The sequence below is a fragment of the Thauera sp. GDN1 genome (assembly GCF_029223545.1).
In the GTDB taxonomy this organism is placed as follows: domain Bacteria; phylum Pseudomonadota; class Gammaproteobacteria; order Burkholderiales; family Rhodocyclaceae; genus Thauera.
Genome location: NZ_CP097870.1, coordinates 3,828,047 through 3,850,100, shown reverse-complemented (window position 1 = coordinate 3,850,100; position 22,054 = coordinate 3,828,047). Strand labels below are relative to the sequence as shown.

24 protein-coding genes are annotated in these 22,054 nt (G+C 71.5%); 17 read left to right on the top strand and 7 right to left on the bottom strand.

The genetic code is table 11. The annotated features are described in order from the left end of the window. Nucleotides 1-71 precede the first annotated feature (71 nt). From CKCBHOJB_RS17880 to CKCBHOJB_RS17835, 10 genes are all read left to right on the top strand, one after another. Nucleotides 72-1,049, top strand: coding sequence for a TerB family tellurite resistance protein (locus tag CKCBHOJB_RS17880; protein WP_281050016.1), 978 nt, complete (start codon nt 72-74; stop codon nt 1,047-1,049). A gap of 129 nt (nt 1,050-1,178) precedes the next feature. Beyond that, nucleotides 1,179-1,631 carry a hypothetical protein gene (locus CKCBHOJB_RS17875; RefSeq protein WP_281050015.1) on the top strand — a complete coding sequence of 151 codons (453 nt, stop codon included), beginning with the start codon at nt 1,179-1,181 and terminating at the stop codon, nt 1,629-1,631. 15 nt (nt 1,632-1,646) lie between these two features. Then, nucleotides 1,647-2,036 (top strand): PepSY domain-containing protein, encoded by a 390-nt coding sequence (locus CKCBHOJB_RS17870; protein ID WP_281050014.1) that lies wholly within the window; start codon nt 1,647-1,649, stop codon nt 2,034-2,036. Next, on the top strand, nt 2,036-2,698 hold the full coding sequence (locus CKCBHOJB_RS17865) for a response regulator transcription factor (protein WP_281050013.1): 663 nt from the start codon (nt 2,036-2,038) through the stop codon (nt 2,696-2,698). Before CKCBHOJB_RS17870 ends, CKCBHOJB_RS17865 begins: the two co-directional genes overlap by 1 nt. Next, on the top strand, nt 2,686-4,212 hold the full coding sequence (locus tag CKCBHOJB_RS17860; RefSeq protein ID WP_281050012.1) for an ATP-binding protein: 1,527 nt from the start codon (nt 2,686-2,688) through the stop codon (nt 4,210-4,212). Before CKCBHOJB_RS17865 ends, CKCBHOJB_RS17860 begins: the two co-directional genes overlap by 13 nt. Nucleotides 4,213-4,369: 157 nt before the next feature. Continuing rightward, nucleotides 4,370-4,972 carry a TetR/AcrR family transcriptional regulator gene (locus CKCBHOJB_RS17855; protein ID WP_281050011.1) on the top strand — a complete coding sequence of 201 codons (603 nt, stop codon included), beginning with the start codon at nt 4,370-4,372 and terminating at the stop codon, nt 4,970-4,972. Further along, on the top strand, nt 4,969-6,168 hold the full coding sequence (locus CKCBHOJB_RS17850; protein WP_281050010.1) for an efflux RND transporter periplasmic adaptor subunit: 1,200 nt from the start codon (nt 4,969-4,971) through the stop codon (nt 6,166-6,168). The genes CKCBHOJB_RS17855 and CKCBHOJB_RS17850 overlap by 4 nt, the downstream gene beginning before the upstream one ends. Continuing rightward, nucleotides 6,165-7,376 carry an ABC transporter permease gene (locus CKCBHOJB_RS17845; RefSeq protein WP_281050009.1) on the top strand — a complete coding sequence of 404 codons (1,212 nt, stop codon included), beginning with the start codon at nt 6,165-6,167 and terminating at the stop codon, nt 7,374-7,376. The genes CKCBHOJB_RS17850 and CKCBHOJB_RS17845 overlap by 4 nt, the downstream gene beginning before the upstream one ends. A 1-nt stretch (nt 7,377) precedes the next feature. Beyond that, nucleotides 7,378-8,082: an ABC transporter ATP-binding protein gene (locus CKCBHOJB_RS17840; protein ID WP_281050008.1), complete on the top strand. Its 705-nt coding sequence runs from the start codon at nt 7,378-7,380 to the stop codon at nt 8,080-8,082. Between the two features lie 74 nt (nt 8,083-8,156). After that, on the top strand, nt 8,157-8,990 hold the full coding sequence (locus CKCBHOJB_RS17835; protein ID WP_281050007.1) for an aldo/keto reductase: 834 nt from the start codon (nt 8,157-8,159) through the stop codon (nt 8,988-8,990). 57 nt (nt 8,991-9,047) lie between these two features. On the opposite strand, the gene CKCBHOJB_RS17830 is transcribed toward CKCBHOJB_RS17835, so the two are convergent. The 4 genes from CKCBHOJB_RS17830 to CKCBHOJB_RS17815 are packed head-to-tail and all read right to left on the bottom strand — an operon-like array spanning nt 9,048 to nt 12,390. Continuing rightward, a complete protein-coding gene (locus tag CKCBHOJB_RS17830) occupies nt 9,048-9,770 on the bottom strand; it encodes a uracil-DNA glycosylase family protein (RefSeq protein WP_281050006.1) in 723 nt (240 codons plus the stop codon). A gap of 3 nt (nt 9,771-9,773) precedes the next feature. Then, a complete protein-coding gene (locus CKCBHOJB_RS17825) occupies nt 9,774-10,097 on the bottom strand; it encodes an AzlD domain-containing protein (RefSeq protein ID WP_281050005.1) in 324 nt (107 codons plus the stop codon). Then, nucleotides 10,094-10,861 carry an AzlC family ABC transporter permease gene (locus CKCBHOJB_RS17820; RefSeq protein ID WP_281050004.1) on the bottom strand — a complete coding sequence of 256 codons (768 nt, stop codon included), beginning with the start codon at nt 10,859-10,861 and terminating at the stop codon, nt 10,094-10,096. The genes CKCBHOJB_RS17825 and CKCBHOJB_RS17820 overlap by 4 nt, the downstream gene beginning before the upstream one ends. Further along, nucleotides 10,861-12,390, bottom strand: coding sequence for an MFS transporter (locus CKCBHOJB_RS17815; protein WP_281050003.1), 1,530 nt, complete (start codon nt 12,388-12,390; stop codon nt 10,861-10,863). Before CKCBHOJB_RS17815 ends, CKCBHOJB_RS17820 begins: the two co-directional genes overlap by 1 nt. Nucleotides 12,391-12,541: 151 nt before the next feature. On the opposite strand from CKCBHOJB_RS17815, the gene CKCBHOJB_RS17810 reads away from it, so the two are divergent. Further along, the gene (locus CKCBHOJB_RS17810; RefSeq protein ID WP_281050002.1) at nt 12,542-12,859 is read left to right on the top strand and encodes a hypothetical protein; all 318 of its coding nucleotides are present in this window, start codon (nt 12,542-12,544) and stop codon (nt 12,857-12,859) included. On the opposite strand, the gene CKCBHOJB_RS17805 is transcribed toward CKCBHOJB_RS17810, so the two are convergent. The 3 genes from CKCBHOJB_RS17805 to CKCBHOJB_RS17795 all read right to left on the bottom strand — a co-directional run bounded on the left by CKCBHOJB_RS17805 (nt 12,860) and on the right by CKCBHOJB_RS17795 (nt 16,478). Continuing rightward, a complete protein-coding gene (locus CKCBHOJB_RS17805; protein ID WP_281050001.1) occupies nt 12,860-14,644 on the bottom strand; it encodes a hypothetical protein in 1,785 nt (594 codons plus the stop codon). A gap of 114 nt (nt 14,645-14,758) precedes the next feature. Beyond that, nucleotides 14,759-15,349, bottom strand: coding sequence for a methionine biosynthesis protein MetW (metW, locus tag CKCBHOJB_RS17800; RefSeq protein WP_281050000.1), 591 nt, complete (start codon nt 15,347-15,349; stop codon nt 14,759-14,761). A gap of 1 nt (nt 15,350) precedes the next feature. Continuing rightward, nucleotides 15,351-16,478 carry a homoserine O-acetyltransferase gene (locus CKCBHOJB_RS17795; protein ID WP_281049999.1) on the bottom strand — a complete coding sequence of 376 codons (1,128 nt, stop codon included), beginning with the start codon at nt 16,476-16,478 and terminating at the stop codon, nt 15,351-15,353. A 196-nt stretch (nt 16,479-16,674) separates the two neighbouring features. Between CKCBHOJB_RS17795 and thiS the strand changes: the two genes are divergently transcribed. The 6 genes from thiS to CKCBHOJB_RS17765 all read left to right on the top strand — a co-directional run bounded on the left by thiS (nt 16,675) and on the right by CKCBHOJB_RS17765 (nt 22,043). After that, nucleotides 16,675-16,878 carry a sulfur carrier protein ThiS gene (thiS, locus tag CKCBHOJB_RS17790; RefSeq protein WP_281049998.1) on the top strand — a complete coding sequence of 68 codons (204 nt, stop codon included), beginning with the start codon at nt 16,675-16,677 and terminating at the stop codon, nt 16,876-16,878. Nucleotides 16,879-16,946: 68 nt separating this feature from the next. Beyond that, nucleotides 16,947-17,732, top strand: coding sequence for a thiazole synthase (locus tag CKCBHOJB_RS17785; RefSeq protein WP_281049997.1), 786 nt, complete (start codon nt 16,947-16,949; stop codon nt 17,730-17,732). Between the two features lie 77 nt (nt 17,733-17,809). After that, entirely contained in the window at nt 17,810-18,538 is a 729-nt protein-coding gene (gene trmB, locus CKCBHOJB_RS17780; protein ID WP_281051724.1) for a tRNA (guanosine(46)-N7)-methyltransferase TrmB, read from the top strand. A gap of 40 nt (nt 18,539-18,578) precedes the next feature. Then, entirely contained in the window at nt 18,579-20,420 is a 1,842-nt protein-coding gene (sppA, locus tag CKCBHOJB_RS17775; RefSeq protein ID WP_281049996.1) for a signal peptide peptidase SppA, read from the top strand. A gap of 55 nt (nt 20,421-20,475) precedes the next feature. After that, entirely contained in the window at nt 20,476-21,108 is a 633-nt protein-coding gene (locus tag CKCBHOJB_RS17770; RefSeq protein ID WP_281049995.1) for a YbhB/YbcL family Raf kinase inhibitor-like protein, read from the top strand. Then, the gene (locus tag CKCBHOJB_RS17765; protein WP_281049994.1) at nt 21,108-22,043 is read left to right on the top strand and encodes a cobyrinic acid a,c-diamide synthase; all 936 of its coding nucleotides are present in this window, start codon (nt 21,108-21,110) and stop codon (nt 22,041-22,043) included. The genes CKCBHOJB_RS17770 and CKCBHOJB_RS17765 overlap by 1 nt, the downstream gene beginning before the upstream one ends. The last annotated feature ends 11 nt before the right edge of the window (nt 22,044-22,054 follow it).

Below are 22,054 nucleotides of genomic sequence, written 5' to 3'. Positions count from 1 at the left end.
CGGCCGTGGGCCTCGTCCACCCCCCGTCCACCCTTTTCCGCATTTCACGCATCCAGCAGGAGTTCCCCCGCATGAACACCCGACAAGCCCGTTCCCTCGTCGCCATCTGCCTGATGGCCGCCTTCGCCGACGGTCGCCAGGACGCCGGCGAGCGCGAGCATGTGCGCAAGGTGGCCGAGTCGCTCGGCCGCGACATCGAGATCGACTTCATCCCGCTCTACCAGGACGTGCTGCTCGGCCGGCTGAGCCTGGAGGCGGCGGTCGCCGAGCTCGGCGAGCCCGGCCTGCGCCAGTTCGCCTTCGAGCTCGCGGTCGGCGTGTGCGAGGCCGATGGCCGCCACAGCGCGGAGGAAACCGCCTTCCTGCATCGCCTGTCCGCGCTGCTCGGACTCGAGGCGGGCGCCGCCGACGCCTTCATCCACGAGGCCGAGGCGGTGGCCGAGGCGCCCGCCAGCGGTGCGCTGAGCGAGTTGCCCGGCTTCGACGGCGCGGCCACCGAGGCTTCGCCGCCGGCCGCCGCGCGCGCCACCCCCGACGAGGCCGAGCTCGACCGCATGATCCTCAACGCCGCCATCCTCAACGGCGCGCTCGAGCTGCTGCCGCAGTCGATGGCCTCGATGGCGATCATCCCGCTGCAGGTGCGCCTGGTGTATCGCATCGGCAAGGCCCACGGCTACGAGCTCGATCGCGGCCACATCAAGGACTTCCTCGCCACCACCGGCGTCGGCATGACCGGGCAGTACGTCGAGCAGTTCGGCCGCAAGCTCATCGGCGGCCTGCTCGGCAAGGTGCTCGGCGGCGCCGGGCGGGCGATCGGCAGCCAGGCCACCGGTTCGGCCTTCTCCTTCGCCACCACCTGGGCGATCGGCAAGGTCGCGCGCCAGTACTACGGCGGTGGCCGCACGCTGGATGCGACGGCGCTCAGGCAGTCGTTCGCCGGCCTGTTCGAGCAGGCGAAGACCCTGCAGGGGCGCTACGCACCCGAGATCGCACAGCGTGCGCGCACGCTCGACCTCGGCCGCCTCACCGCCGAGTTGCGGGCATCATAGCGGGTGGTATTCATGTCCCATTCAGGCGCGCGGACGGACTATATTGACCGTACGCGCTTCACGGTGATCGCCGGCGGCAGGACTGCCGCGGCGGTCGTGTCTTGCAGTCCTGGAATCGAGGAGTCGAACATGCTCAGGAAGACCATGGGGTCGTCTGCGCTGCTGGCAGCCCTGCTGCTCGCCAGCACGGGTGCGATGGCGGCCGATCCGCCGCAGGAGCCGATCTTCGGCAGTCAGTTGATGACCGAGCAGGAGCGCACCGTCTTCCGCGCCCGCATGTGGGCGGCGGAGAGCGACGAGGCGCGTGCCGCGATCCGTGCCGAGCATCACGAGCAGATGCGCGCGCGCGCCCAGGAGCGCGGGCTGACCCTGCCCGAGGTGCCGCCGCCGCGCGGCGCGGGCATGGGGCCCGGGCGCGGCATGGGTCCGGGCGCCGGACAAGGGCCTGGACCCGGAGCCGGCAAGGGCATGGGACCGGGTCGTGGCATGGGGCCGGGCCAGGGCATGGGCCCCGGTCGCGGAATGGGACCCGGGGCCGGATCCGGCGTGGGCCCGGGAACGGGCCCAGGACGGGCCCAGTAAGCGGAGTCGCGGACGATGACCTTCAAACCGATGCGCAGGCGGTTCACGCTCGCCATGCTGGCCGGAGCGGCGGCGCTGCTTCCCTTCGGCATGGCAGCGGCCGACGAGCCGGCCGACCATGAGCGTGCCCGCCGCGCCCTGGAGGCCGGCGAGGTGATGCCGCTGCGTGCGGTCCTGGAGCAGGTCGAGCGCGACTACCCGGGCGAGGTCCTCGAGGTCGAGCTCGAGCGCGAGGACGGCGTCTGGGTGTACGAGATCAAGATCATCCGCCCGGGCGGCGACCTGCTCGAACTCGAGCTCGACGCCCGCGATGGCAGCCTGCGGCGCATCCGCGGACGCGATGTGCGTGCGGCCGGCGGCAAGCGCGACAAGGGCGCGCCCGCGCGCGGCGCGGAGGCGGGCTGATGCGCATCCTGGTGGTCGAGGACGAGCCCACGCTGGCGGCGCAGCTCGCCGCCACGCTGGGCGGGGCCGGCTATGCGGTCGATACCGCCGCCAACGGCCGCGACGCCGGCTACATGGGCGAGGTCGAGACCTTCGATGCGGTCGTGCTCGACCTCGGCCTGCCCATCGTCGACGGCCTCACCGTGCTCAAGCGCTGGCGTGCGCTCGGGCGCACGATGCCGGTGCTGATCCTGACCGCGCGCGGCGACTGGCACGAGAAGGTCGCCGGCATCGACGCCGGGGCCGACGATTACCTCACCAAGCCCTTCCACATGGAGGAGCTGCTCGCCCGCGTGCGTGCGCTGATCCGGCGTGCGGCCGGGCAGGCGAGCGCCGAGATCGCCTGCGGGCCGCTGGTGCTCGACACCCGCAGCGGGCGGGTCAGCGTCGATGGCCAGCCGCTGAGCCTGACCAGCCACGAATTCCGCGTGCTCGCCTACCTGATCCATCACGCCGGCGAGGTCGTGTCGCGCACCGAGCTCACCGAGCACATCTACGCCCAGGACTACGACCGCGACTCGAACACCATCGAGGTCTTCGTCGCCCGCCTGCGCAAGAAGCTGCCGCCCGGGCTGATCGAGACCGTGCGCGGCCTCGGCTACCGGCTCGCATGTCCGCAATGAACCAGGAGCCGGGCGGCGGGCGGGTGTCGCTGCGCCTGCGTCTGCTCGCCGGCACCCTGGTGTGGGTGCTGCTGACCGTCGTGGTCGCCGGCTGGGCGCTCGGGCGCATGTTCGCCGAACACGTCGAGCGCCAGTTCCAGGCCGAGCTCGCCACCCACCTCAACCAGCTCGCCGCCCATCTCGCCATCGACGCCGAGGGCCGGCCGGGCCTGGGTGCCGTGCTCAGCGATCCGCGCTTCGCGCGGCCGTACTCCGGGCTGTACTGGCAGATCGACGTGCTCGCCGATGCGGGGGCGGAGGGCGCGAGCGGGCCGGCCGGCGACGCGGCGGGGCGGCGGGGTGCCCTGCGCTCGCGTTCGCTGTGGGACGTGGTGCTCGCGGTGCCGCGCGACCTGCCCGCCGACGGCCAGGTCCATGCACACGATACCGAAGGGCCGGACGGCGCGCCGCTGCGCATGATCGAACAGGTGCTGCGCCCCGCCGAACGGCCCGACATGGCGTTGCGGGTGATCGTCGCCGCCAATGCGGCGCTGGTCGCCGAGCCGGTGGCGCGCCTCCAGCGCCTGCTCGCGATCGCGCTGGCGCTGCTCGCCGCCGGCCTGGCGGTGGCGGCGCTGGTCCAGGTGCGCGTCGGCCTGCGTCCGCTGGCGCGGCTGCGCGACGGCCTGGCGGCGGTGCGCGAGGGCCGCAGCGGCGCGATCGACGGCCGCTTTCCGGCCGAGATCCAGCCCCTGGTCGAGGAATTCAATGCCGTGCTCGCGCGCAACGCCGAGGTGGTGGCGCGCGCCCGCACCCACGCCGGCAACCTCGCCCATGCGGTGAAGACGCCGCTGACCGTGCTCGCCAATGCCGCCGCGCAGGCCCGCGACGACGCCCCCGAGGCCGCGCTGGCCCGCCTGGTGCGCGACCAGGTCGCGCTCGCCCGCACCCAGGTCGATTACCATCTCGCGCGCTCGCGTGCGGCGGCGGCGGTGGACGTGCCGGGCCTGCGCACTCCGCTGCGCCCGGTGCTCGAAGGCCTGCTGCGGCTGATGGAGAAGGTGCATGCCGGGCGCGGGCTGGACATCCGCCTGTCCGCCTGCCCCGAGGAGCTCGCCTTCCGTGGCGAAGCGCAGGACCTGCAGGAAATGCTCGGCAACCTCGTCGACAACGCCTGCAAGTGGGCCGCGGGGCGGGTCGAGGTGCGTGCGCAGCGGCTCGGCCCCGGTGCAGCGCAGGTGCAGCGCGCGCACCACGCCGACGCGGGCAAGGACCCGCATGACGATGCGGAGCCCGGCGCGCGGACCCCGGCGCGCTTGCACATCCTCATCGACGACGACGGCCCGGGTCTCGCGGCCGAAGCGCGCGAGGCGGTGTTCGGCCGCGGCGTGCGCGCCGACGAACGCACTCCGGGCTCGGGCCTGGGCCTGTCCATCGTGCGCGAACTCGCCCGCCTCTATGGTGGCGATGCGCGCCTGGAGGCTTCGCCGCTGGGCGGCCTGCGCGCGGTGCTGGAGCTGCCGCTGGCGCGCTGAGCACCGACGCGCGAGGGACGCCTCGCCCGGATCCGGAATGCGGGTCCCGGGCACGTTCGGTCGCCCACGCGCGCTCGCGCGCCTTGCCGGCCTTGAATCCGTGGACTAAAAGTGAGTAAATACTCACTCACTTCTCACGATCACAGGATCGCCTCCCATGCCTGCCCGCCATCTCCCCGCCGACGAACGCCGCAACGTCACCGTTGAGACGGTGCTGGCCCTCGCCGCCGAGCAGAACCCGAGCGAGATCACCACCGCCGCCATCGCCGGCCGCATGCGGCTGACCCAGGGGGCGCTGTTCCGCCATTTCCCGACCAAGGAAGCGCTGTGGACCGCGGTGATGGAGTGGGTGGCGGAGCGCCTGATGCAGCGCATCGAACGCGCCGTCGGCGAGGCGCCCGGTCCGCTCGCGGCGCTGCGCAGCATGTTCCTCGCCCACGTCGCCTTCGTCGTCGAGCATCCGGGCGTGCCGCGCATGATGTTCGGCGAACTGCAGCGCGCCGAGGCGAGCGGGCCCAAGCGCATGGCGCAGACCCTGATCCGGCGCTACGGCGAACGCGTGCGCGCCCTGCTCGAAGCCGGCCAGGCGGGCGGTGAGATCGCCACCGACATCGACCTCGACGCCGCGGCGACCCTGTTCATCGGCACCATCCAGGGCCTGGTGATGCAGTCGCTGCTCGCCGGCGACCCCGAACGCATCCGGCGCGAGGCGCCGGCGGTGCTCGAGCTCTACCTGCGCGGCATCCGGAGGCAGCCATGAAGACCTGGCTTGCGACCAAGCGGCGCCTGTTCGGCCTGCTCGCGGTGCTGCTGCCGCTCCTCGCGCTGCTCGTCTTCGTCGCGCTGCGCACCGGCCCGCTGGCCGCGGTGCCGGTGACGGTGGCGACGGTGGAATCCCTGGCGCTGGCGCCGGAGCTGTTCGGCATCGGCACGGTCGAGGCGCGCTACAGCCATCGCATCGGCCCGACCTTCGCCGGCCGCGTGGCGACGGTGTCGGTGCAGCCGGGCGACACGGTGCGTGCCGGCCAGGTCGTGGGCGAGATGGACCCGGTCGATCTCGACGAGCGCCTCGCCGCGCAGGACGCCGCGCTGCGTCGTGCCGAGGCCAATGTGCTCGCCGCCCAGGCGCAGGCGCGCGAGGTCGGCGCGCGGCGCAGCTTCGCCGATGCGCAGGCGAGCCGCTATGCCCGCCTGCTGCAGGCGAACAGCGTCAGCACGGAGGCGGCCGCCGCCAGGCGCCAGGAGGCCGACGCCGCAGCGGCCGCGCAGCAGGCCGCCACCGCCGGCATCGAGGCCGCACGCCAGGACCTCGTCCGCCTGCGCGCCGAGCGCGACGCGCTGCGCCTGCAGCGCGCCAACCTGCGCCTGGTGGCGCCGGTGGATGGCCTCGTGGTGCGCCGCGACGCCGATCCCGGGACCACGGTGGTGGCCGGCCAGGCGGTGGTGGACATCGTCGAGCCGGCGAGCGTGTGGATCCACGCCCGCTTCGACCAGCAGCGCGCCACCGGGCTGGGTGCGGAGCTGCCGGCGCGGATCGCGCTGCGCTCGCGCGCCGGCGAGGCGCTCGCCGGCACCGTGCTGCGCGTCGAGCCGCAGGCCGATGCGGTCACCGAGGAGGTGGTCGCCAAGGTCGGCTTTGCCCAGCCGCCCGCGCGCCTGCCGCCGCTCGGCGAGCTCGCCGAGATCACGGTCGCCCTGCCGGCGCTGCCCGCGCGGCCGGTGGTGCCGAACGCGGCGGTGCAGCGGGTCGAGGGCCGGCTCGGCGCGTGGGTGGTCGAGGGCGCGCGCGAACTGCGCTTCGTGCCGCTGCGCCTCGGCGCGTCCGACCTCGCCGGGCGCGTGCAGGTGCTCGAAGGGCTGCAGGGCGGCGAGCGGGTGGTGGTCTACAGCCAGAAGCCGCTGAAGGCGAGCAGCCGCATCGAGCTGGTCGAACGCATCCCCGGGGTGGCGTCGTGATCAGCCTGGCCGGGCGCGACATCCTGCATGGCTGGGGCAAGTTCGTATTCACCGGCCTCGGCCTCGGGCTGCTGATCGGGGTCACGCTGACCATGGCCGGCGTCTATCGCGGCATGGTCGACGACGCCCGCGCGCTGCTCGACAACAGCGGCGCCGAGCTGTGGGTGGTGCAGCAGGACACCCTCGGGCCCTACGCGGAGTCGTCCAGCGTCCATGACGACGTGTGGCGCAGCATCGCCGGCATCGAGGGCGTGGCGCGCGCGGCCAACGTCACCTACCTGACCATGCAGGTGCGCCAGACCGGCCCCGGCGCGCGCGACGTGCGCGCCATGGTGGTCGGGGTGACGCCCGACGGGCCCGGCCACCCCGGCCAGCCGGTGCATCTGCTCGCCGGCCGCCATCTGACCCGCGGCCACTACGAGGCGGTGGCCGACGTCGCCACCGGCTTCGCCATCGGCGAGCGCATCCGCATCCGCCGCAACGACTACACCGTGGTCGGGCTGACCCGGCGCATGGTGTCCTCGGGCGGCGACCCGATGGTGTTCATCCCGCTCAAGGACGCGCAGGAGGCGCAGTTCCTCAAGGACAACGACGCCATCGTGCGCCAGCGCGCGCGCACCGCGCAGAACCCGGCGCTCAACCGCCCCGGCGTGCCCGGCCTGCTCGATGCGGTGATCGCCTCGCAGAGCACCAATCCCTATGTGAACGCGGTGCTGGTGCAGCTCGCCCCCGGCTACGACCCCGAGCGCGTGGCCGAGCCGATCCGGCGCTGGCTGCGGCTCACCGTCTACACCCGCGCGCAGATGGAGGAGATCCTGGTCGCCAAGCTGATCGCCACCTCGGCGCGCCAGATCGCGATGTTCCTGGTGATCCTCGCCGTGGTCAGCGCGGCGATCGTCGCCTTCATCATCTACACGCTGACCCTGGGCAAGATCCGCGAGATCGCGGTGCTGAAGCTGATCGGCACGCGCAACCGCACGATCGCGGCGATGATCCTGCAGCAGGCGGTCGGGCTGGGCCTGATCGGATTCGTCGTCGGCAAGATCGCGGCCACCTTCTGGGCGCCGGCCTTCCCCAAGTACGTGCTGCTCGAGACCGGCGACACCGTGCGCGCGCTGGTCGCGGTGGTGGCGATCTGCGTGCTCGCCAGCGTGCTCGCGATCCGCGCCGCGCTGCGAGTGGATCCGGCCGAGGCGATCGGGGGCTGAGATGAGCGGCATCCGCATCGAGGGCCTGCGCAAGCGCTACGGCAGCGGCGACACCGCGGTCGACGCGCTCAAGCACGTGGACATGGCGGTGGCGCCGGGCGAGGTCGTCGGCCTGATCGGGCCCTCGGGCTCGGGCAAGAGCACGCTGCTGAAGTGCCTGGGCGCGGTCATCGAACCCAGCGCCGGGCGCATGACCCTGGGCGGGGAGACGATCTACGACCAGGGCTGGAAGATCCGCGACCTGCGCGCGCTGCGCCGCGACCGCATCGGCTTCGTGTTCCAGGCGCCCTACCTGATTCCCTTCCTCGACGTGCTCGACAACGTCGCCCTGCTGCCGATGCTGGCCGGGCGCCCCAACGCCGAGGCCCGGCGGCGCGCGCTGGAGCTGCTCGATGCCCTCGACGTCGCCCATCGCGCCCGTGCGATGCCGTCGCAGCTCTCCGGCGGCGAGCAGCAGCGGGTGGCGATCGCGCGTGCGCTGGTGAGCCGCCCGCCGGTGATCCTCGCCGACGAGCCCACCGCACCGCTCGACAGCGAGCGCGCACTCGGCGTCATCCGCATCCTCAACCGCATGGCGCGCGAGTACGACACCGCGATCGTCGTCGTCACCCACGACGAGAAGATCATTCCCACCTTCCGCCGCATCTACCATATCCGCGACGGGCGCACGGACGAGGAGGCGGGCGAGGGGCGGTCGATCGAGTGAGCGCCGGCCACAGGGTGACGGAGCGGCGTGAATGTGGAATCCTGTCGATCCTTCACTGTTTTATCGAGATTCCAATGAAGATCGCTCCCGCCCCCCTGGTCACGCTTTCCAACGGTATCGAGATGCCCCGGCTCGGGCTCGGCACCTGGCCGATGAACGACGCCGAAGCCGCCGAAACCGTCGCGCTGGCGCTCGACATCGGCTACCGCCTGATCGACACCGCCGAGAACTACGAGAACGAGCGCGGCGTCGGCGAAGGCATCCGGCGCTCGGGCGTGAGGCGCGAGGAGGTCTTCGTCACCACCAAGTTCAACCGCAAGTGGCACAGCGTCGAGGGTGCGCGCCAGGCCTGCGAGGCCAGCCTCGAGCGCCTCGGCCTGGACTACATCGATCTCTTCCTGGTGCATTGGCCGAACCCCGACCAGGGCCGCTACGTCGAGGCCTTCGAGGGCCTGGTGAAGCTGCAGGAGGCGGGCCTGGTGCGCGCGATCGGCACCTCCAACTTCAAGCCCACCCACCTGCAGAAGCTGTTCGATGCCGGCCTGTGCCCGCAGGTGAACCAGATCCACCTCGACCCCTGGCATGCGCGCGCCGACCACGTCGAGGCCCATGAGGCGCACGGCATCGTCACCGAGTCCTGGAGTCCGCTCGGCCGCGCCAACGCCATGCTGCAGGACCCGGCGATCGTCGATGTGGCCACGCGCTGCGGGCGCGCGCCGGCGCAGGTCGTCCTGCGCTGGCATACCCAGCTCGGCTACGTCCCGGTGCCGAAGTCCTCGAATCCGCAGCGCCTGGCCGAGAACCTCGACGTGTTCGATTTCGAGCTCACGCCCGAGGAACTGGCGGCGATCAGCGCGCTCGACCGCCCCGATCCGGAGATGCTGGACTCGGACGTGTTCGGGCACTGAGCCCGAACACCGCGCCGCGCCGGACGCACGCCCCGTCGCGGCGCGAGCGGGCGGGATTCAGTCCCGCCAGATCCCCAGATCCGCCAGCTGCTTCGTCGCCGCCTCGGCCCAGCCGCGGTTGGCGGCGGGGCTGGCGGGGCTGGGATGCAGCACGCGGCCGAACTTCAGCCCGGGCAGGCCGGCGAGCGCCTCGGTGGCGCGCTTTTCCGCCCAGTTGCCGACGCCGATCACCCATTCCGGTTCGAGCGCATCGATCACCGTGCGCAGGTGCGCGTCGCAGGCCGCCAGCAGCGGGCGCTGCTCGGCCATCGGCAGCTTGTCGGGGGTGAGGTTGCGCCCGCCCTCGAAGAACACCAGCGGGCAGTAATTGGCGACGAAATGCCCGGCGAAGAAGGCCTCGGGCGTGCCGAAGCGGGCGCGGAACAGGCCCCACAGGCGCTGGCCGCTGACCTCGGAGCGCGCGCAGGCGAAGCCTTCCACCGGACGCTTCGGGTTGCTGACGCGCGGCTGCCCGACCGGGCCTTCGAGGCCCAGCCAGTCGCGCGCGCTGGCGATCTCGCCGAAGGGCACGCCGATCTGCGCCATGCCGAAGGGGCCGGGGTTCATGCCCACGAACACCACCCGTTTGCGTCCGGCGCCGTAGGTTTCCAGGTAGCGGCGATGCACTTCCCAGGCGTAGTCGAGCGGGTTGTAGACGTGGGTGACGGGCGCGGCGAAGGGCAGCGCATCCACCGCGGCGGAGAGTTCGCGGGCGGCGTCGATCAGGGTCTGTGCGGTCATCGGTCAGAACAGGAGCTTGAAGAGATGGAGCGCGGCCATGCCGGCGACTATGGTGGCGAGCACCTTGCGCGTGCGCCAGGCCACCAGCACCGCGACCAGCGCAGCCCAGGGACGCGGCGTGTCGAAGGCGAACTGCACCTCGCCGCCGGCGACGAACAACGCGCTCGCGGTCAGCGCCGCGAAGCTCGCCGGCGCGATGTGGCGGCACAGCGCATGCAGCCAGGCGGGCAGGCTGCGGCTGGCGAAGAGGCCGATCATCGCGTAGCGGTAGAGGTAGGTCAGCACGCCGACCAGCACCAGCAGCAGGACCAGGCTCGTCGTGCTCATCGCGCACGCTCCAGGCGGCGCACGGTCCACGCCCCGGCGAGCAGGCCGAGCACGATCGCCGCTACCAGGCCGAGCTTGTAGGGCAGGGCGGCGAAGGCCAGCGCGCCGAGGCCGGCGACCAGCGCCGCGGCCTGGCCGGCGCGTTCGCGCAGCAGCAGGGTGAGCAGGGCGATGAAGGTCAGCGGCACCGCGAAGTCGAGCTCCCACTCCGCCGGGATGGTGGCGCCGAACAGCAGGCCGGCGGCGGTGGACAGCTGCCAGCCCGCCCACAAGGTGAAGCCGGCGCCGAGGAAGTACCAGTGGCGCAGGTCCTCGTGCGCGGGCGTGTCGCGGCTGCCGCCGCGCCCACTGCCCCGGTCGACGGCGGGCGGCGCCGGCTCGCGGCGCTGGTAGCGCAGCACCGCCACCGCATAGGCCTCGTCGGTCAGCACATAGGCCAGCAGCAGGCGCCAGCGCCGCGGCAGGTGGCGCACGTATTCGGCCATCGACGCGCTGTACAGCACGTGGCGCAGGTTGAGCAGCCCGGAGGTGAGCGCGATCGGCACGAAGCCCGCGCCCGCCGCCAGCATCTGCACGATCACCAGCTGCGCGGCGCCGGCGAACACCACCGCCGAGGCCAGCTGCGCCAGCCAGGCGGGCACGCCGGCGGCGAGCGCGGCGATGCCGTAGATCATGCCGAAGGGGGCGACGCCGAGCAGCAGCGGCGCCTCGTCGCGGCAGCCGGCGAGGAATTCGCCGCCCGCGCTCGTGCCGGTGCGCGCCATCAGTCGTCCACTGCGCCGTCGGTCTGCGGCCGGCCGAGGCGCGCCAGCGCGTCGCGCAGCCACCACACCATCACCACCCCGGGCACGGCGACGACGATGGAGAAGATGAAGAAGGCCGGCCAGCCGATCGATTGCGACAGCACGCCCGACAGCGGGCTGACGTAGATCCGCCCGACCGCGGCGAAGGCCGACAGCATGGCGTAGTGGGTGGCGGTGAAGTGCTGGTTGCACAGCCCCATCAGCAGCGCGACGAAGGCCACGGTGCCCATGCCGCCGCTGATGTTCTCGCCGGCGATGACCGTCAGCAGCAGCCCGTCGAGCGCCGCCGGCGTGTCGATCGCCACGAAGCCCCAGTCGAAGGCCGGCACCATGACCGCGCCCCAGGCGCCCTTGCCGAGCTGGGCGAGCAGGTAGAAGCCGAAGTTGGACACCAGCTGCAGCACGCCGAACAGCAGCAGCGAGCGGTACAGCGCCAGCCGGGTCATGATCAGCCCGCCGATGAAGGCGCCGAGGATGGTCAGCCAGATGCCGATGACCTTGTTGGCGATGCCGACCTCTTCCTGCGAGAAGCCCATGCCCTTGATCAGGAAGGGCGTGGTCAGGCTGCCGGCGAAGGCGTCGCCGAGCTTGTAGAGGATGATCAGCGCCAGGAAGGCGGCTGCGCCCTGCTGCGCGAAGTAGCTCGACAGCGAGCGGTTGAGCGTCTCGAAGCCGGCGCGCTGCGCCGCCCACCACGCCAGCGGCAGCGCGAGTGCGATCTCGGCGAGGATGAAGACGAGCTGGATCCAGCGGTTCGCGTCGTTCGGGTCGAGGCCGATCAGGATCAGGGCCTGGCGCGCGATCCAGTAGCCTGCGGCGACGCCGGCGAGCATCGCGGCGAAGCCGACCAGCTCGCGCTTCGGGTCGGAGGCGAGCGGCTTCAGCGCCGCGGACACCCGCGGCAGCGCCAGCAGCGACACCACCCCGCAGGCCGCCATGATCAGCGCCATGGTCTCGTACACCCGCGGCCACGACGCCCATTGCCCGGCCCAGATCAGCGCGATGCCGCCGGACAGGATCATCGCCAGGCGGTAGGCGAAGACATGGACCGAGGCGCCGAGGCCGCGCTCCTGTTCGGGCAGCAGGTCGGTGCGGTAGGCGTCGACGACCACGTCCTGCGAGGCCGACAGGAAGGCGATCGCCACCGCGGCCGCGGCGAACAGGCCGGGGGTGGCGGTCGGCGACAGCGTCGCCATCCACCACAGCAATGCGGCGAGCGCGAGCTGGGTCAGCGCCAGCCAGCCGCGGCGGCGGCCGAGCCAGGGCGGCTCGAAGCGGTCCATCAGCGGCGCCCACAGGAACTTGAAGGTGTAGGGCACGCCGACCAGGCCGAAGAAGCCGATGGTGGCGAGGTCCACGCCATCGACCGTCAGCCAGGCCTGCATCGCCTGCCCGGTCAGCGCCAGCGGCAGGCCGGAGGCGAAGCCGAGCACCAGGATGGCGGACAGGCGCCAGACGCGGGCGAGGGCAAAGGAGGGGGAGGAAGACAAGGGGGCGGCGGGACGTTGCAGGGCCGCGCATTATCGCAGATCATCCCGGCCCCCCAGGTTTACACAATTCGATACTTTGCTTGCGTCCGGCCCGCTCTGCGCCAACAATGCCGGCAAAGCCAAAATCCCCGATTCGAGGAGGTCGTTTTTCATGTCCTACACAGTGACCGTGGTCTTCGGTGGCGATCGCGAGTACGAGTTTGCGTTGCACGACGCCGAGGTGGCCTCGACCACCAAGGATCAGGCGCGCAGCTGGCTCGCGCGCGAGTTCGAAGATCTCGAATGCACCCCGTCCAACCCGATGGGTAAGGTGCTGGTGCTCGACATGATCCTCAACGTCGCCAAGTACGGTGGCGAGGGCCGTTTCGAACAGGGGGGCGAGTGGGCGAAGAAGTTCGCGGTGGTCACCGCGGCCGCCCTCGATCGTCCGGCCGTGCGCGTCGACGTCGCGTCCTTCATCGTCGGCTGATCAGGCCTGCGGCGCGCGGGCCGGCGCGTGCTGCGTCCGCGGTCCGTCGAGCGCGCCGATGAGGGTGTCGACCAGCCGCGTCACCGTCGTTTCGCCGCGGTCCTCCAGCAGCTTCAGTCGCGGTGGCGTGGCGGCACGGTTGGGCGAATCGGGCCGGCTCGCCCGCCACAGCGTCTGCAGCGTTCCATCGATGAAATCACGCGGCGCGTCGGCGTCGATCAGCACGAGCACGCGCGCCAGCGGCACGAAATCCAGCAGCTGCTGCAGCTCGTAGCGACAGCCCTGGTTCTGCGGCGAGAAGCCGCGCAGATCCATCAGCACCACGTCGGCGGCCTGGGCCAGGCGCAGCATCGTCGGCCGCCAGGTGTCGTCGTGGCAGAAGAATTCGTTCACCCGGTGACGCCCGTCCGGGTCGGGCCCGAGCGCACGCGCGGCGAAGCGCCGCGCCAGGTCGGCCTCGTCGCGCACGAACTGGCGTGACAGCCGGCCGCCGACGAAATCGAGGAACTCGTGCGGTTCCACCGCCGTGGTGGCGAGGTCGGGCCCGGCGATCATGTCGATGTTGCCGATGCGCAGCCAGCGCTTGCCGAGCGCATCGAACAGGCGCTCGCTGCGTGCGCCGAGCGCGAACACGCGCAACAGCAGCAGCGCCGGTGCCTGCGCGTCCGCCGCTTCATGGCGTGCGACGACGGGAGGGCGCCGCCCGAGCCCGGCCAGCCGGAAGCCGGCGGCCGTGACCAGCTTCCACGCCGCGAACGCGGCCACCCCGCTCGCCATCCACGCCAGGCCCTCGAAGGCGAAGCTCACCGTCTGCACCACGGCGAACAGCAGCCACATCGCCTCCAGCGTGAGCGTCTGGTCGCTGCTGCGGCGGGCGGCATGACGACGACCCAGCCACTTCAGCAGCTGCCAGCCGATCACGCCGGAGACGGCGGCACCGGCGAGCATCACGGCCCAGAAGGTCTGCAAGCCGTCGAGACCAAGCGCATTACCCACCGTGATCACCGCGCGCAGCGTCGTCTCGCTTTGCCCGCCCAGGTTGATGGCGATCACCGAGCCGGTGAGCGCGACCACCATGAAGGCGAGCACCAGCGGCCCGACCGCGCGGATGCGGCGGTGCAGGAAGGCGAGCAGCAGCACGGTGGCGGGCAGGTTGGTGATCGCCCAGAAGCGCGCGATGTCGAGCGCGGACAGGCTCGGGTTGCGCACCAGGCCCCAGCCCGCGAACGCGAACAGCATCAGCAGGTAGACCAGGCCCACGGTCAGGCGCTGGCGGGTGGTGGTCGCCACCACCAGGCCGACGGTGAGCGCCGTTGGCCAGGCGTAGCACGACAGCAGCCACAGGAAGCGGACCAGCACGAAGCCGCCTTCGTCCCAGCTGAAGCGCATCCAGGCGCTGGTGAGCACCAGCGCGTAGACCAGGCCGGCCACCACATGGATCAGGCTCAGCGCCTGCAGGGATCGCCGCATCGCGGCATGCAGGGGATGGGCGGCGGCGAGCGCGGGGCTGTCCGCGGCCAGCACCTCGAGTTGCAGCGCCGGGGACGGCGGCTCTGCGGGCGCGAGCACTGCCGGCCCGGCGTCGTCGGGTGCGGCGACGCCCCCGCCTAGCCTCCCGGTTTCCTCGCCCGCCGCCGGACTGGTGTGCGCCATCGAGCGCAGCACCGCGCGCCGGTAGATCGCCAGCAGCGCGAGGCACACCGGCAGCGTCAGCACCGCGGCGACCAGGATCAGCGAAGGCAGCGCGCCGGTTGCGATGAGGATTGCCGGATTGCCTTCTTGCATCGCCGCGCGCTCCTGTGGGCGCCGGCCCTCACCGGGCCGGATCGCAATCCAGTATAGGAGGCGCGCTGCGGGTCGTGGGCGGCGCCCGGCCGGGCTGGCGGGCGCCGCGCGTCCTCAGCCGTTGCGCCCGAGCCGGTAAACAGCCACGCTGGCGAGGAAGTTGGGCTCGTCGAGCACCAGCTTGCCCTCGTCGAAGGCCAGGCGCTCGCGCACCGCGATGCCGTTCATCTCGCACAGCGCGTCGAAGTCGGCGATGGTGAAGAAGCGCACGTTGGGGGTGTTGAACCACTGGTGCGGCAGGCTCTCGGACACCGGCATGCGGCCGTTGAGGATGCTCTGGCGGTGGCGCCAGTAGCCGAAGTTGGGGAAGCTCACCACCGCCTCGCGGCCCACGCGCAGCATCTCGGCGAGGATGCCCTGGGTGTTGTGCATGGCCTGCAGCGACAGGCTCATGATCACATGGTCGAAGAAGCCGTCCTCGAGGCCGACGAGGCCCTTCTCCAGGTCCATCTGGATCACGTTGACGCCGTTGTTGACGCTGCCGAGCAGCTTGTCCGGATCGTTCTCGACGCCGTAGCCCTGCACCTGGCGCACGTCCATCAGGTGGCGCAGCAGTTCGCCGTCGCCGCAGCCGAGGTCGAGCACCTTCTCGCCGGGTTCGATCCACTGGGTGATCACGTCGTAGTCGTAGCGGTAGGCAGTCATCTCACACCTCGATGCGGTCGAACCAGGCCGACAGCAGCTTGTGGTAGCGCGGCTCGTCGAGCAGGAAGGAGTCGTGGCCGGCCGGACAGTCGATCTCGGCGTAGCTGACGTTGCGGCGGTTGTGCAGCAGCGCGTAGACGATCTCGCGCGAACGCTCGGGCGAGAAGCGCCAGTCGGTGGTGAAGGACACCACCAGGAAGTTCGCGGTCGCGCGCGCCAGCGCCGCGGCCAGGTTGCCGCCGTATTCGAAGGCGGGGTCGAAGTAGTCGAGCGCCTTGGTGGTCAGCAGGTAGGTGTTGGCGTCGAAGTAGCCGGCGAACTTGTCGCCCTGGTAGCGCAGGTAGGACTCGATCTCGAATTCGACGTCGTAGCTGTAGGTGTTGCGGCCGTGGCGCAGGCTGCGGCCGAATTTCTCCGCCATCGAGTCGTCGGAGAGGTAGGTGATGTGGCCGACCATGCGCGCCAGCTTGAGCCCGCGCGCCGGCACCACGCCGTGTTCGTAGTAGTGGCCGCCGTGGAACTCGGGATCGGTCAGGATGGCCTGGCGGGCGACCTCGTTGAAGGCGATGTTCTGCGCGGTGAGCTTGGGCGCGGCGGCGATCACCGCGACCTGGCCGACGCGCTCGGGGTACTGCAGCGCCCACGACAGCGCCTGCATGCCGCCGAGGCTGCCACCGACCACCGCGGCGAAGCGCTCGATGCCGAGCCGGTCGGCCAGGCGCGCCTGCGATTCCACCCAGTCCTCCACGGTGACGAAGGGGAAGTCCGCGCCCCACAGCCTGCCGGTGGCGGGGTTGATCTGGCTGGGACCGGAGGAGCCGTAGCAGCCGCCCAGGTTGTTCACCCCGATCACGAAGAACTTGCGCGTATCCAGCGGCTTGCCCGGGCCGACCAGGTTGTCCCACCAGCCGACGTTGTGCGGCGCGTCGGCGTAGGTGCCGGCGACGTGGTGCGAGCCCGACAGCGCGTGGCACACCAGCACCGCGTTGCTGCGCTCGGCGTTGAGCGTGCCGTAGGTTTCAAAGACGAGGTGGTAGTTGTCCAGCGTGCCGCCGCTGCGCAGCGCGAGCGGTTCGGTGAACTCGGCCCGCTGCGGCGCGACCACGCCGACCGATTGGGGAGCGATCATTTTCGTCATGTGCAAAACAAAAAACCCAGCCGGCTGCAAACGCGGACTGGGTGCCCTCGCTTTAGCCGTATTTGTTGAGCGCCCGCAAGCTGTTGATCAAATCGGCGCTAGGTGGCTGGAAGTTAGCGCCGGGCCGGCCAAAAGTCAAACCCGCCGGCGTGATAAGATTTTTCGCTTCCGGACACCCCAGAACGCCATGATCCAGGTCATCCTCAATGGCCAGCCCGAGACGCTGGCACCCGATCTCACCGTGCTCGCGCTGCTCGAGGCGCGCGGCCTCGTCGGCAAGCGCCTCGCGGTCGAGCGCAACGGCGAGATCGTCCCCAAGGCCCGCCACGCCGAGGTGAAACTCGCCGACGGCGACAAGCTCGAAATCGTGGTCGCGGTCGGCGGCGGCTGATCCCGCGCCGACCCGCGTCCGGTGCCTCGGCACCTTCCTCCACACCCAGAACAGCACAGGCTCAGAACATGAACGACCCCCTGGTCATCGCCGGCAAGGCCTACAACTCGCGCCTGCTCGTCGGCACCGGAAAGTACAAGGACTTCGCCGAGACCCGCGAAGCCATCGACGCCAGCGGCGCCGAGATCGTCACCGTCGCCATCCGCCGCACCAACATCGGCCAGAACCCGGGCGAGCCCAACCTGCTCGACGTGCTGCCGCCGGAACGATTCACCATCCTGCCCAACACCGCCGGCTGCTACACCGCGGACGATGCGGTGCGCACGCTGCGCCTGGCGCGCGAGCTGCTCGACGGCCACGCGCTGGTCAAGCTCGAGGTGCTCGGCGATCCGAAGTCCCTGTTCCCCAACATGCCCGAGACCCTGAAGGCCGCCGAGACCCTGGTCAAGGACGGCTTCGACGTCATGGTCTACTGCGCCGACGACCCCATCCAGGCGAAGATGCTGGAAGACATCGGCTGCTGCGCGATCATGCCGCTGGCCTCGCTGATCGGCTCCGGCATGGGCATCCTGAACCCGTGGAACCTGCGCCTGATCATCGACAACGCCAAGGTGCCGGTGCTGGTCGATGCCGGCGTGGGCACCGCCTCGGACGCCGCGATCGCGATGGAGCTGGGCTGCGACGGCGTGCTGATGAACACCGCGATCGCCGCCGCCGGCAAGCCGGTGCTGATGGCGAGCGCGATGCGGAAGGCGGTCGAGGCCGGGCGCGAGGCCTTCCTCGCCGGGCGCATGCCGCGCAAGTTCTACTCGGCCGACCCGAGCTCGCCGACCCAGGGGCTGATCGGTTCATGAGCGAGATCGGCAACAAGGCGGCCATGCCCGAGCAGGGGCAGGCCGGCGGCGCGTCGGCAGCGCAGAAGCATGACGGGATGGCGCCGGTCGCCGGGGTCGAGATCATCGGCCGCGACAGTCCCGAGCACCGTTTCTCCAGCCGCAGCATCCGCAGCTTCGTGCTGCGCCAGGGCCGCATGTCCGAGGCGCAGCAGCGCTATCTCGACGACATGCTGCCGAAGATCGGCATGGACTACCGCGTCGCGCCGCTCGACCTCGATGCCGCCTTCGGCCGCAAGGCGCCGAAGATCCTCGAGATCGGCTTCGGCATGGGCGAGACCACGGCGCGGATCGCCGCGGCGATGCCGGATCACGACTTCCTCGGCATCGAGGTGCATACGCCGGGCGTCGGCGCGCTGTGCAAGCTGATCGCCGAGGGCGGGCTGAGCAACCTGCGCATCATGCAGCACGACGCGGTCGAGGTGATGCGCGACATGATCGCCGACGGCGCACTCGCCGGCGTGCATGTGTTCTTCCCCGACCCGTGGCGCAAGAAGCGCCACTTCAAGCGCCGCATCATCCAGTCCGATTTCGTCGCGCTGATCGCGCAGAAGCTCGCCCCCGGCGGCTACCTGCACTGCGCCACCGACTGGGAGGACTACGCGCACTGGATGCTGGAAGTCGTCTCCGCCGAGCCGCTGCTGCAGAACACCGCCGACGGCTTCGCGCCGCGTCCCGACTACCGGCCGCTGACGAAATTCGAAAACCGCGGTCTGAAGCTGGGTCACGGCGTGTGGGACCTGGTGTTCCGCCGCCGCGCCGACTGATCCGAGCCGACCAACCCGTACCGATCGAGGACCCGAGGGCGTGATTCGAGGCCTGTTCCGCTTCATCTACAACGTGCTGCGCATGTTCGTGCGCCTGCTCGACCTGATCGTGCGCGGCGTGTTCTACGCGCTGCTGATCTTCGGCATCGGCGTGCTGGTGGCCTTCTTCTTCCATCCCGAGCCGGACGTGCCGGCCGGCTCCGCGCTGGTGCTGCGGCCGGTGGGCACCATCGTCGAGCAGGCCGAGCTGGAGCCCCCGCTCGCGCTGCTACGTGCCGGCGGCGCGCCGGCCGGGCAGGTGCGCCTGGCCGACCTGACCGAGGCGGTGCGCCGCGCGCGCGACGACGATCGCATCGCCGTACTGGTGATCGAGACCGACGAGCTGGTCGGCGGCGGCCTGTCCAAGCTCGCCGAGTTGCGCGCCGCGATCGAGCATTTCAAGACCTCGGGCAAGCCGGTCCTGGCGCGCGGCGAGCGCTTCACCCAGTCGCAGTACTACCTCGCTTCGGTGGCCGACGAGGTGCATCTGTCGCCCGACGGCTTCGTGCTGCTGCGCGGCCTGGCGCGTTACGGCACCTACTTCAAGGACGCGCTCGACAGGCTCGGCGTCAAGGTGCACGTGTTCCGCGTCGGCGAGTACAAGTCCTTCTCCGAACCCTTCACCCGCAACGACATGTCCGCGGAGGACCGCGAATCCACCCGCGACCTGCTCGACGGCCTGTGGCGGATCATGCGCGACGACATCGCCGCCAGCCGCAAGCTGACGCCGGACGCGGTCGACGCCCATGTGGCCGGCATCCGCCAGGCGCTGGAGGCCAGCGGCGGCGACGCCGCGCAGGCCGCGCTGAAGGCCGGGCTGGTCGATCGCTTCAGCACCCGCGACGAGTGGCGCGCGCGCCTGATCGAGACCGCGGGCAAGGCGGCCGACAGCAACGAGGCGCGCAGCATCGACGTCGAAGGCTATCTGGCGGTGGTCGGTCGCCAGGGCGAGGGCGCCTCCGACAGCATCGCGGTGATCGTCGCCCAGGGCACGATCGTCGACGGCATGGAGCCCACCGGCGTGGTCGCCGGCGACACCTTCGCGCGCCTGATCCGCGAGGCGCGCGAGGACGACAGCGTCAAGGCGGTGGTGCTGCGCATCGACAGCCCGGGCGGCAGCGCCTGGGCCTCCGAGCTGATCCGCCGCGAGCTGGAGCTCACCCGCCAGGCCGGCAAGCCGGTGATCGCGTCGATGAGCTCGGTGGCGGCCTCGGGCGGCTACTGGATCGCTTCCGGCGCCGACGAGATCTGGGCCGCGCCGGCCACGGTCACCGGCTCGATCGGCATCTTCGGCCTGTTCCCGGAGTTCTCCGAACCGCTGCGCCGGCTCGGCATCGGCGTCGATGGCGTGGCCACCGCGCCGCTCGCCGGCGCGCTCGACCCGCGCCGCCCGCTCGACGAGGACGCGGCCGCGGCCATGCAGCTCAGCATCGAGCACGGCTACCGCCGCTTCCTCGACGTGGTGGCGCAGGCGCGCAAGATGACGACCGGCGAGGTCGATGCGGTCGCCCGCGGCCGGGTATGGACCGGCGAGGCTGCCAGCGGGCTCGGCCTGGTGGACAAGCTCGGCGGCCTGCAGGACGCGATCGCCGCGGCGGCCGCGCGCGCCGGGATCAGCGAGTACGAGCTGGTGTGGCCGGAGGCGGTGGATTCCTTCGAGCAGCGCATGCTGCGCCGCCTGCTGAGCACCGGCGAGGACCTCGGCCTCGATCTGGTCGGCGGCGGCCTGGCGAGCGGCCCGCTGGGCGCGCTGCTCGGCGAGGTGCAGCGCTCGACCGCCGAGCTTCTGCGCTGGAACGATCCGCGCCACCTGTACCTCCATTGCCTGTGCGAGACGCCCTGACCCGGCGTCCTGGCGCCGGCCTGCAGCCACCACTTCAACCCGCGAGGAGAATGCCTTGAAACTCACCAGCCAGAGCTTCACCGACGGCGCCCGCATCCCGGGCGAATTCGCCTTCTGCATTCCGGCCGACGAGGGTCACGTCTGCCTCGGCGCCAACCGCAATCCGCAGCTGGCGTGGTCCGACGTGCCCGCGGGCACGAAATCCTTCGCGCTGATCTGCCACGACCCCGACGTGCCGAGCAGGGGCGACGACGTGAACAAGGAAGGCCGCACGGTGCCGGCCAGCCTGCCGCGGGTGGATTTCTTCCACTGGGTGGTGGTGGACCTGCCCGCCGAGCTGCGCGCGATCGACGCCGGCCACTTCTCCGGCGAAGTCACCCCCGGCGGCAAGCCCGGCCCCGAGACCGCGCTCGGCGCCCGCCACGGCGTCAACGACTACACCGCCTGGTTTGCCGGCGACGAGTCGATGAAGGGCGACTACCACGGCTACGACGGCCCCTGCCCGCCGTGGAACGACGAGATCGTGCATCGCTACGTGTTCACGCTGTATGCGCTCGACGTGCCGCGCTGCGCGGTGGAAGGCCGCTTCAGCGGCCAGGACGTGCGCGCCGCGATCGCCGGCCATGTGCTCGCCGAAGCGAAGATCACCGGAACCTACACCCTCAACCCGGCGCTCGGCGCCGCGTAATGTTCGATTTCCTGCAGGGCTTCGCCTTCGGCCTGCTGACCACCTTCATGCCCTGGTTCCTGGCCGGGCTGTACGAGCCGCGCCTGGTCGTGCCGGAGGAGGTGGCCTCGCGCTGGCAGGTGATCCTGCGCTACGCGGTGGCGATGCCCTCGGTGGCGATGCTGCTGCTGCTGACCTCGCTGTGGGGCGGCTTCGGCGCCAGCCTCGGCGGCTGGCTCGCCGGGCTGGCCGCGGTGCCGGTGGAGCTCTTCATCGAGAAACGCTGGCGGCGCTGGCGTGCGTCACGCGCCGGACGCGAACGCGCCGCGGCCCGCGAACGCCAGCGCAGCGAACAGGCGAATGCGCGCCGCGAGCGCGACCTGCTCACACTCGATCCCGGCTTCGCCCCCACCGATGCCGACGCGGTGGTGCTGCAGCTGTGGGAGGTCAAGCGCGAGCTCGTCGACCTGCGCCGGCCCGATCTCGCAGTGCAGGCCGACCGCCTGTTCACCCGCTACCACCGTGCGCTCGACGTGCTCGACGACAAGTTCGACGCGCGCGAAGTCACCTACGAGCGCGCCCGCGGCCTGGTCGGCGAGGTCGGCCGTGAGGCCGCCGCCGGGCTGGGGGCGATGGTCGAGCTGGTGCACGGCAGCGCCGGGCTGGATGCCGATTTCGTGCGCGAACGGCTGGAACGCGAAGGCGCGCGCCTCAACCCCACCGAGCGCGAGGCCCTGCGCCGCCGGCTGGCGATCGCCGACGAGACCGAGCGCCGGCTGGCCGAGATCGCCGCCGGCAACGAGGCCGCGCTGACCGCGCTCGACGACGTCGCGGTTGCCGTGGCGCGCATCGACACCGGCCGCAGCCAGGGCGCCGCGGCGGGCAACATGGAGCAGGCGCTGCAGGAACTGCGCCGCTTCGCCGAGCGCGCCGGCCTGTACGGCCGCAAGCCCTGAACCGAGGAGTG

Excerpts from the sequence above, each read along its gene's own strand:
- trmB (WP_281051724.1), top strand. The coding sequence starts at position 17,810 with ATGGCGCCGGTCGCCGGGGTCGAGATCATCGGCCGCGACAGTCCCGAG.
- CKCBHOJB_RS17865 (WP_281050013.1), top strand. The coding sequence starts at position 2,036 with ATGCGCATCCTGGTGGTCGAGGACGAGCCCACGCTGGCGGCGCAGCTC.
- CKCBHOJB_RS17840 (WP_281050008.1), top strand. The coding sequence starts at position 7,378 with ATGAGCGGCATCCGCATCGAGGGCCTGCGCAAGCGCTACGGCAGCGGC.
- CKCBHOJB_RS17825 (WP_281050005.1), bottom strand. The coding sequence starts at position 10,097 with ATGAGCACGACGAGCCTGGTCCTGCTGCTGGTGCTGGTCGGCGTGCTG.
- CKCBHOJB_RS17855 (WP_281050011.1), top strand. The coding sequence starts at position 4,370 with ATGCCTGCCCGCCATCTCCCCGCCGACGAACGCCGCAACGTCACCGTT.
- CKCBHOJB_RS17870 (WP_281050014.1), top strand. The coding sequence starts at position 1,647 with ATGACCTTCAAACCGATGCGCAGGCGGTTCACGCTCGCCATGCTGGCC.
- CKCBHOJB_RS17860 (WP_281050012.1), top strand. The coding sequence starts at position 2,686 with ATGTCCGCAATGAACCAGGAGCCGGGCGGCGGGCGGGTGTCGCTGCGC.
- CKCBHOJB_RS17820 (WP_281050004.1), bottom strand. The coding sequence starts at position 10,861 with ATGGCGCGCACCGGCACGAGCGCGGGCGGCGAATTCCTCGCCGGCTGC.
- CKCBHOJB_RS17785 (WP_281049997.1), top strand. The coding sequence starts at position 16,947 with ATGAACGACCCCCTGGTCATCGCCGGCAAGGCCTACAACTCGCGCCTG.
- metW (WP_281050000.1), bottom strand. The coding sequence starts at position 15,349 with ATGACTGCCTACCGCTACGACTACGACGTGATCACCCAGTGGATCGAA.
- CKCBHOJB_RS17805 (WP_281050001.1), bottom strand. The coding sequence starts at position 14,644 with ATGCAAGAAGGCAATCCGGCAATCCTCATCGCAACCGGCGCGCTGCCT.
- CKCBHOJB_RS17795 (WP_281049999.1), bottom strand. The coding sequence starts at position 16,478 with ATGATCGCTCCCCAATCGGTCGGCGTGGTCGCGCCGCAGCGGGCCGAG.
- thiS (WP_281049998.1), top strand. The coding sequence starts at position 16,675 with ATGATCCAGGTCATCCTCAATGGCCAGCCCGAGACGCTGGCACCCGAT.
- CKCBHOJB_RS17880 (WP_281050016.1), top strand. The coding sequence starts at position 72 with ATGAACACCCGACAAGCCCGTTCCCTCGTCGCCATCTGCCTGATGGCC.
- CKCBHOJB_RS17810 (WP_281050002.1), top strand. The coding sequence starts at position 12,542 with ATGTCCTACACAGTGACCGTGGTCTTCGGTGGCGATCGCGAGTACGAG.
- CKCBHOJB_RS17875 (WP_281050015.1), top strand. The coding sequence starts at position 1,179 with ATGCTCAGGAAGACCATGGGGTCGTCTGCGCTGCTGGCAGCCCTGCTG.
- CKCBHOJB_RS17765 (WP_281049994.1), top strand. The coding sequence starts at position 21,108 with ATGTTCGATTTCCTGCAGGGCTTCGCCTTCGGCCTGCTGACCACCTTC.
- CKCBHOJB_RS17830 (WP_281050006.1), bottom strand. The coding sequence starts at position 9,770 with ATGACCGCACAGACCCTGATCGACGCCGCCCGCGAACTCTCCGCCGCG.
- CKCBHOJB_RS17835 (WP_281050007.1), top strand. The coding sequence starts at position 8,157 with ATGAAGATCGCTCCCGCCCCCCTGGTCACGCTTTCCAACGGTATCGAG.
- CKCBHOJB_RS17850 (WP_281050010.1), top strand. The coding sequence starts at position 4,969 with ATGAAGACCTGGCTTGCGACCAAGCGGCGCCTGTTCGGCCTGCTCGCG.